4 protein-coding genes and 2 pseudogenes are annotated in these 6,584 nt (G+C 64.4%); all 6 read right to left on the bottom strand.

The window, feature by feature from the left end; translation table 11 throughout:
- Positions 1-835 (bottom strand): annotated as a pseudogene (locus RMN95_RS16110) (hypothetical protein); the annotation flags it as partial.
- A gap of 125 nt (positions 836-960) precedes the next feature.
- Positions 961-1,881 (bottom strand): FHA domain-containing protein, encoded by a 921-nt coding sequence (locus RMN95_RS16105; RefSeq protein ID WP_309617921.1) that lies wholly within the window; start codon positions 1,879-1,881, stop codon positions 961-963.
- 54 nt (positions 1,882-1,935) lie between these two features.
- A pseudogene (locus RMN95_RS17215) lies at positions 1,936-1,998 on the bottom strand (zinc-ribbon domain-containing protein); the annotation flags it as partial.
- A 12-nt stretch (positions 1,999-2,010) separates the two neighbouring features.
- Positions 2,011-4,323: a transglutaminase-like domain-containing protein gene (locus tag RMN95_RS16100; RefSeq protein WP_309617920.1), complete on the bottom strand. Its 2,313-nt coding sequence runs from the start codon at positions 4,321-4,323 to the stop codon at positions 2,011-2,013.
- Positions 4,320-5,756, bottom strand: a complete 1,437-nt coding sequence (locus RMN95_RS16095; RefSeq protein ID WP_309617919.1) for a DUF58 domain-containing protein — start codon at positions 5,754-5,756, stop codon at positions 4,320-4,322. The genes RMN95_RS16100 and RMN95_RS16095 overlap by 4 nt, the downstream gene beginning before the upstream one ends.
- Positions 5,756-6,584: AAA family ATPase (locus RMN95_RS16090; protein WP_309617918.1), on the bottom strand; the 829-nt coding region annotated here is incomplete at its 5' end. The genes RMN95_RS16095 and RMN95_RS16090, both read right to left, overlap by 1 nt.

The raw sequence follows: 6,584 nt of genomic DNA, 5'->3' as shown, positions 1-6,584 counted from the left end.
GGTCATCCCCGACCCTGATCACTACGCGGCATTCTCCGGGCAAGTCGCTCTCATGCCGGGCAAGAGCGACCATTGCAACGACGCGATCGTCGTCGACCTGGCCGAATTCGACGACGTGTCCGGTGCGCGCCGGTCGCTGATGGCGATGTGGCAACGCTTCAATCCACTGTGCTTCCTGGGCGGCCCCGGCAGCCCAGAACCTGGCGGGAGACAGCGCCCACGCAAGCTGCAGCGAGATGGCTCTTGCCACGGCGTTGGCCAGAGGGGCAGATCCACACACGCCAATGCCCAGCCGCGCGTCGATCAGAACCGGCGAGTCGGTAATGGTTGCTGCGAGGCTCTCGATCTCATCGAGCGTCGCGTCTGCCGCCGTGGAGGCACCCCGCGCCGCCCGGTCGAGCTGGAGGGAGCTGGGAACGCCCCCCATTCCGACGCTCACCATCACCGCGGATGCCGCCGTCGCCGTCCAACGATAAGGGTCGGCCCCGTGACGAGCGACGATGGCATCCGCGGCCGGCCCTGCCTCAGCGAGCTCTGCCCGCTCTGCTGTGTGACCGAGCGTGATCGCCGTGACGGCGGCAGCGGCATCCACCGCAAACCTGGCCGCCTCCCGCCGCGCACTCTTACGTGCGCCGAACTTCGAATCCGCAAAGCTCGCTATCGCCGTCACGGGGCCCAGGACGGCGAACAGCAGTGCGAATGGCGAGCTTGTCATGAGCCACAACGCCAGCGCGGCCACGAGCGGAGCAAGGCTGGCAATCACCGGAAAACGGAAGGGAGGCGGTGATTCGGGTGGACGCGGTGCCGTGATGCGGTGGGGATGCGGAATACTCACCGTTGAAGGCAACCATGAGAGCGGTGCGTCGGGACCACCTGGCGGCCGGGTAGTGGACTTCCCGTCGCCTCACGCTCCGACGCGGAGAGGACGGCGTCACACCGCAGGCCAGAGCTACGGTCAGGTCAACTGACGATGAAGAACTGTTCACCGATGTTGACCCGCGTACCGCGGACGATGCGATACCGCTTACCCGGATCGCATCGTATGGGCTGAGAGTCTGGTTCGCGCGCTACGGTTCCGTTACCGGAGAATCGATCGGTCACCCAGAAATGTCCGCCATCCTGGCCGAACTCGAGATGGGTCTTCGAGACTGACTTCCCGGGGTCGACGATCGTGACGAAGGTGTCAAAGAATTCTCCTGGTTCTGATACCGGATGACGGCCGACCATCCCGGAACCGAACACTGTGACGCTTTCTCCTGTGCTGAACTGCAGGACGAAACGCTCGCCCCGAGCTGAGCGACCGAGAATGCGGGTCTTCTCCACATCGACGAAATCGAGCTCCGACGCTGGTGCCGTCTCCGGATGTGCGCTCTCGAGAGGGGCTGCGGCCTCGCGATCTGCCGGAATGTCTGTGGCGGGCCTCGGGTGCGCCGGGTCGGGCGCCTCGGTGACGCTGACGCTTTCCGAGGGTGCTGCGGGCACAAGCACATGCACTGACGCACGCTCGGTGGACCGCGGCAGCCCCCAGGGAAAGGGATCGTACGCGACGGTGTCGTTCGGCCCCGGCGCTGACACGGGGCGGGCGCATACGAAGCCACATTCGGGGCAGAAGATATCTGATTCCTCGAAGCGCTGGCCGCACTGGGTGCAGACGACGTCATCGCTTGTGAGATCGATGACCTCGGGTTCAAGATCACTGCCCTGTATCGCGTCGGATTCGGGTGCTGGCTCGATGTCGGTTGCGGTCTCGAGCTCGGTCTCGGATTCGGGCTCGGATTCCATGGCAATTTCGGGCTCAGGCTCCGAAATGTCCGGGACGGTGACCCCGGTGTTCACGGGGAGCAGCGGTGCGTTAGCGTCAGAACCACGCTCTGCTGCCAACCCGGCGACGGGCCGATCAGGACGCGGATGTGCCGGGCGTGCACCGGTAGATCGTCCGCATTCCCCGCAGAACATCGCCCCGGAAGGAAGATCGGTACCGCAATATGAGCAGGTCACGGCACGCGCTTTCTATCTTTTGAAGAGGTTCTTGACACTATATCCACCGAGTGATTGGAGGGAGATCCTCGCCCTGAGCCGTTGCCACCAGGTCAGGCCATCGTCGAGGGATGCCTGAAGTTCATCGATCGCGCGCCAGACATTGTCTGCGTCGGATGCTGACGGCGCATCCGGAGCGAAGTTGGCGCGGTCGGCAATCGCCGCAAGAACCTCGGATCTCGCTCCCCCGGCGATAGACGCAACCTCACTGCGCGTCGCGGCTGCCGCCGGGTTGAGCCCGTGGTCGATCACGGCGTCTTCGAACTCCCGCCAACCCCCGCTTATGCGCTGAATGGGGCTGGATGCGCGCCGACGCAGCCATCGCCTGCGAACTTTCGCGGCGATCACCACCATGAATGGCGCGAGGACGATCGCGCCAACAGCAACGACCCAGCCGAGCACTCTCGCCACCGCCAGCAGGGCCTGCAGCACGAGGTTCACGTCAGGCGCCTGGTCTTGTTCAGTGTCTGGAGCCGTCTGCCGGTCGACGCTCTCAGATTCGAGGACGGGAGGGGGAACAATTGTCTGCGGACGGGCGACCCGAGCGTTTTCCTGGGGTAGTTCTTCCGGGATGTCGCGCACCGCCGGGTTCGGGTCTATCGTCACCCATCCGAACTGGGCGGTGTCGACCTCGATCCATGCCGAGATGTCGCTTCCGGTCACGAGTTCTCCGCTCGGAACGAATCCGAGCACGACCCTCGACGGAAAGCCGATATCGGTTGCCATCAGTGCTGCGGCGACCGCATACTGCTCGGCATCGCCGATCATCCTGGGGTCGGTGAACAGCTGCGAAATGCGATCGGCGGCGTGGCCAGAGCGGCTGGGGGGCTGATCGATGTCGATACCGTGGCTGATGTAGCCGTCGGCCTTCAGACCGTCGAGCGCTGCCGCGAGCCTCGCCCCCGCCCCCGTTACGCCGTCTGTGTATTCATCGAGGCGCGCGGTGAGCTCATCAGGGATGTTGCGCGCAGTGGGTATGGATGCCGATCCTGGCTCGAGGGCGGCCAACTCGGCCTCCGGAGGCTGGGTCGGAAGAACCGCGGTGATCGAATACGCATCTCCCTTAGACAGCCCACCCAGCACCGCGGCCGTGCCGGAAACGTTGTTGTAGTAGAACTCGTCGCGAAGCCTACTGGAGTCGCTGCCGGTGAACTTGACCGACTCGAACTGGCCGATAGTAGGCATCCACACACCCGAATAGTCGTCGATGATGACCTGCAGGGACTGCGAAGAACCATCAACACCTGACTGGTCATAGGCGGCGGGCACCCGCGTGAAGGATCCAGACAGGCTCGTGACGGTATCGCTTCCGACCGAGTACACAACACCGTCGTAGGTGTCGAGCGCAGCCAGCCTGATACGCCCACCCTCGGGCAACCCCGTCACCTGGAACAGGGTTGAATCAACGATTGCTGGCTTCCAATACCGGCGAAATCCGGAGAGGGGGCTGACATAATCCCTCGGGTCGAACGGCTGCACGATCGCCGTCCGCAATACCGTTCGAGACGATGTCGGAGGGATCACCGCTGCCGCCGCGACGGCGGCACTCGATGCGACAGCCATGATCACGGCCGCGCTGATGGCCGTGCGCAGCCCTGCGAAGCCCGACTCGGGAGGGCGATGGGGTGCATCCGCAGAGGTCACAACCAGCGACCGAATGGCCATCCGTCTGCGGTACCAGCGGAACCACACCAACCACAGCAGGACGGCGACAAGGAGCGCGATGGGCGTCACCAGCGGGCGATCGGGGTACCTGGGGCCGAACGCCGTGGCCACCAGAAACAGGATGATCGGCGCCAGCACCGCCAACTCTCCCCGCCTCGCCCTCAACGCCACGCTCAGACCGATAACCGTGCTGCCGAGAACGAGCACGAGCGCTGGCACGAGCAGGGCCTGATACTCACCCACTGGGAGGGTGATCGTCAGAAGTTGCTTCCAGCCGAGGGCCGCCCCGGTCACCAGGTCGAGCACACCGTCGAGGGTGGGGAGCACTCCAGACTGGGTCTTGGACGGCACCGCCAGCGGAACACCGATCAACAGAAAGGTCGCAATCGCCAGCATCATGACCAGCGGCGACGCCAATCGCAGGTATGCACCCGCAATCGCCACGATGGACCCCGCCCCGAGCGCGACGGCCACCAGGGTGATGAGTGCCGTGCTGCGGTAAATCGGCCACAGCGCCGACGCCGCGACCATGGTGCAGAGCCAAAACATGGACGTGTTCACGACGAGGAACAACGGCGTCACCGCCGACCTGGCTCGAGTGGTGGTCTTTTGTCGGCTCATGCTGCTGCCGCCCGAGCGAGGGACTGCTTGAGATCGTCCAGGTACCCGATGGTCAGCACGCTCAGCCCGGCGACGCGGCGAAGCCCTGGCGCGCTGTCGGGATCGCACACAACGGCGACGACCTCGACACCCACAGGAAATTTGGTAGAGGCGGCGCGCAGGGCCTGCGGTGACACCGTCGAGCCACACACCAGGAACGCCACAGATACGCCGCTCGCCTGCTCCCCCGTGACGCGGGCGACATCGGTGATAGCAAGAGCAGATTCGGTGAGTTCGACCACTGCGAGGTCGTCAAGGAGTCGGGAGCGCGTGAGCGTGGAGAGCAAGCGGACGGCGAATACTTTGCGTTTGGCAAACTCCGGGGTGTCTTCACTGGCCACTACCGTCACCGTGCGTGTGTCCCGGATTGCCCGGATACCGAGCGAGCCAGTGACGCTCACTGCCAGCTCAAATTCGTCATCGGTGGCGTAGTCGGAACTGGCAAGGCTCAGAGCAATGACCAGGTGACTCCTGCGAGTCTCCTCGAACTGGCGCACCATGTACGTGCCGGTCCTCGCCGTCGATTTCCAGTGGATGTTTCGGCGCTCGTCCCCGGGCATGTACTCGCGGAGGGCGTGAAATGAGACGTCATTGTTCGTGAGTTCGCGAGTGGGGTTGCCTTCGAGATCCCTGATAAACCCTGTGCTCATGCTCGGAATTCCCACGGTGTGAGGGTGCACAAAAAGTTCCTGCACTCCCGTCCAGACCAGTTCCCTACGCACGATACCGACCGGGTCCGCCCTCACCGTGCGCACGGGACCGACAGGGATAACGCCGCGGCGTGCCGTCGGAACCACAAAGTCGTGAGTGAACTGGCTACCCTTACGCAGGCCGGGTAGCGCGACTTCGGCGAGGCCTGCGCCCACGGGTATCTCCACCGTCACGCCCAGGGTGCGCCTGCGCCCGATATTTGAGATGACTACCTCCCCGACGGCACGCTCCCCGGCGACAACCCTGCTGTGCGGAATGCTGAGCCCGATGTGGATGCTACTTCTGCCGATGAGATAAATCACCGCGATGACGACGAGCGCGATTGCCGCAAGGCCGACGACCACGAGCTCAATCCAGCCCAGGACATACCCGAACCCGAGGGAGAGCGGAATGAGCGTGACGATCGACCATCCGAGGGGGGTGACCACTGTCGCTATCCTGGCGACGACCCGACGCACCACCAGGCCAATCGCGCGGGCGAACCGAACGGTCGCAATGACCGCATCGGCGAGAGCCCCCGTTCGCTCGCCAACAATGCGAGTGCGCGCATTAGTAAGACCCCTGGTGCCCGTGGTGAACTGTGAGTCGAACCGTGCCGAAACGGCTGAGGTGTTCGACCGCAGCGACGAACCGGTCACCCGAGTGGGAGGTGTGCTGTGTGACCCCGAGGTGGTGGCCGCCATTACACGGATTGCCGCTCGCTGGGTGGTGGGGTCTCGATCAGGATCTGGCTCATAATGCTCGGGGCTGTGACGCCGTCGAACTCGGCCTCCGGGTCGATGACGAGCCGGTGGGCCAGGACGGGTTCGGCCAGAGCCTTCACGTCATCCGGAATCACATAGTGACGACCGCTGGCCGCAGCCAGGGTCTTCGCCGTGCGAACGAGAGCAAGTGCGCCACGCACGCTCGCTCCCAGTCGCACCTCGGTGGCGGTGCGGGTCGCTTCGACGAGGCGACCCACGTAGTCGTTGATCGTGGGGTCAACATGCACTTTCCGCGCGAGCTGAGCCATCTCGGCGACAACATCGGCGGTCACGATCGCGGGAACCGTCGCCTCATGTGCTTTGATCCCGGCTCCCTCAAGAATGCGCAGCGTCGACGCGTGGTCCGGGTATCCAATGGATGCCTTCATGATGAACCGATCGAGCTGGGCTTCTGGCAGGCGATAGGTGCCGGCCTGCTCAATAGGGTTCTGGGTCGCGATGACCATGAATGGTGCGCCGACCGGGTGGGTCACCCCGTCTACAGTGACCTGCGCCTCCTCCATTACCTCGAGCAGGGCCGACTGCGTCTTCGGGCTGGCCCGGTTGATCTCGTCGGCGAGGACGATGTTCGAGAAGATCGGTCCGGGGTGGAACTCGAACTCGCTCGAGGACTGGTTGTAGATGCTCACCCCGGTGATGTCGCCGGGCAGCAGGTCGGGGGTGAACTGGATCCGGTTGCTCGTGCCGTCAACGCTCTGGGCGATTGCGCGGGCGAACGACGTCTTGCCGGTGCCGGGGAAGTCCTCC

Source organism: Salinibacterium sp., from assembly GCF_031364185.1.
In the GTDB taxonomy this organism is placed as follows: domain Bacteria; phylum Actinomycetota; class Actinomycetes; order Actinomycetales; family Microbacteriaceae; genus Rhodoglobus.
The sequence above is the reverse complement of the archived record's forward strand: the minus strand, read 5'-3'. Positions and strand labels throughout refer to the sequence as shown.

Coding starts and splice junctions, on each gene's coding strand:
- RMN95_RS16100 (WP_309617920.1), bottom strand. CDS start 4,323: ATGAGCCGACAAAAGACCACCACTCGAGCCAGGTCGGCGGTGACGCCG.
- RMN95_RS16095 (WP_309617919.1), bottom strand. CDS start 5,756: ATGGCGGCCACCACCTCGGGGTCACACAGCACACCTCCCACTCGGGTG.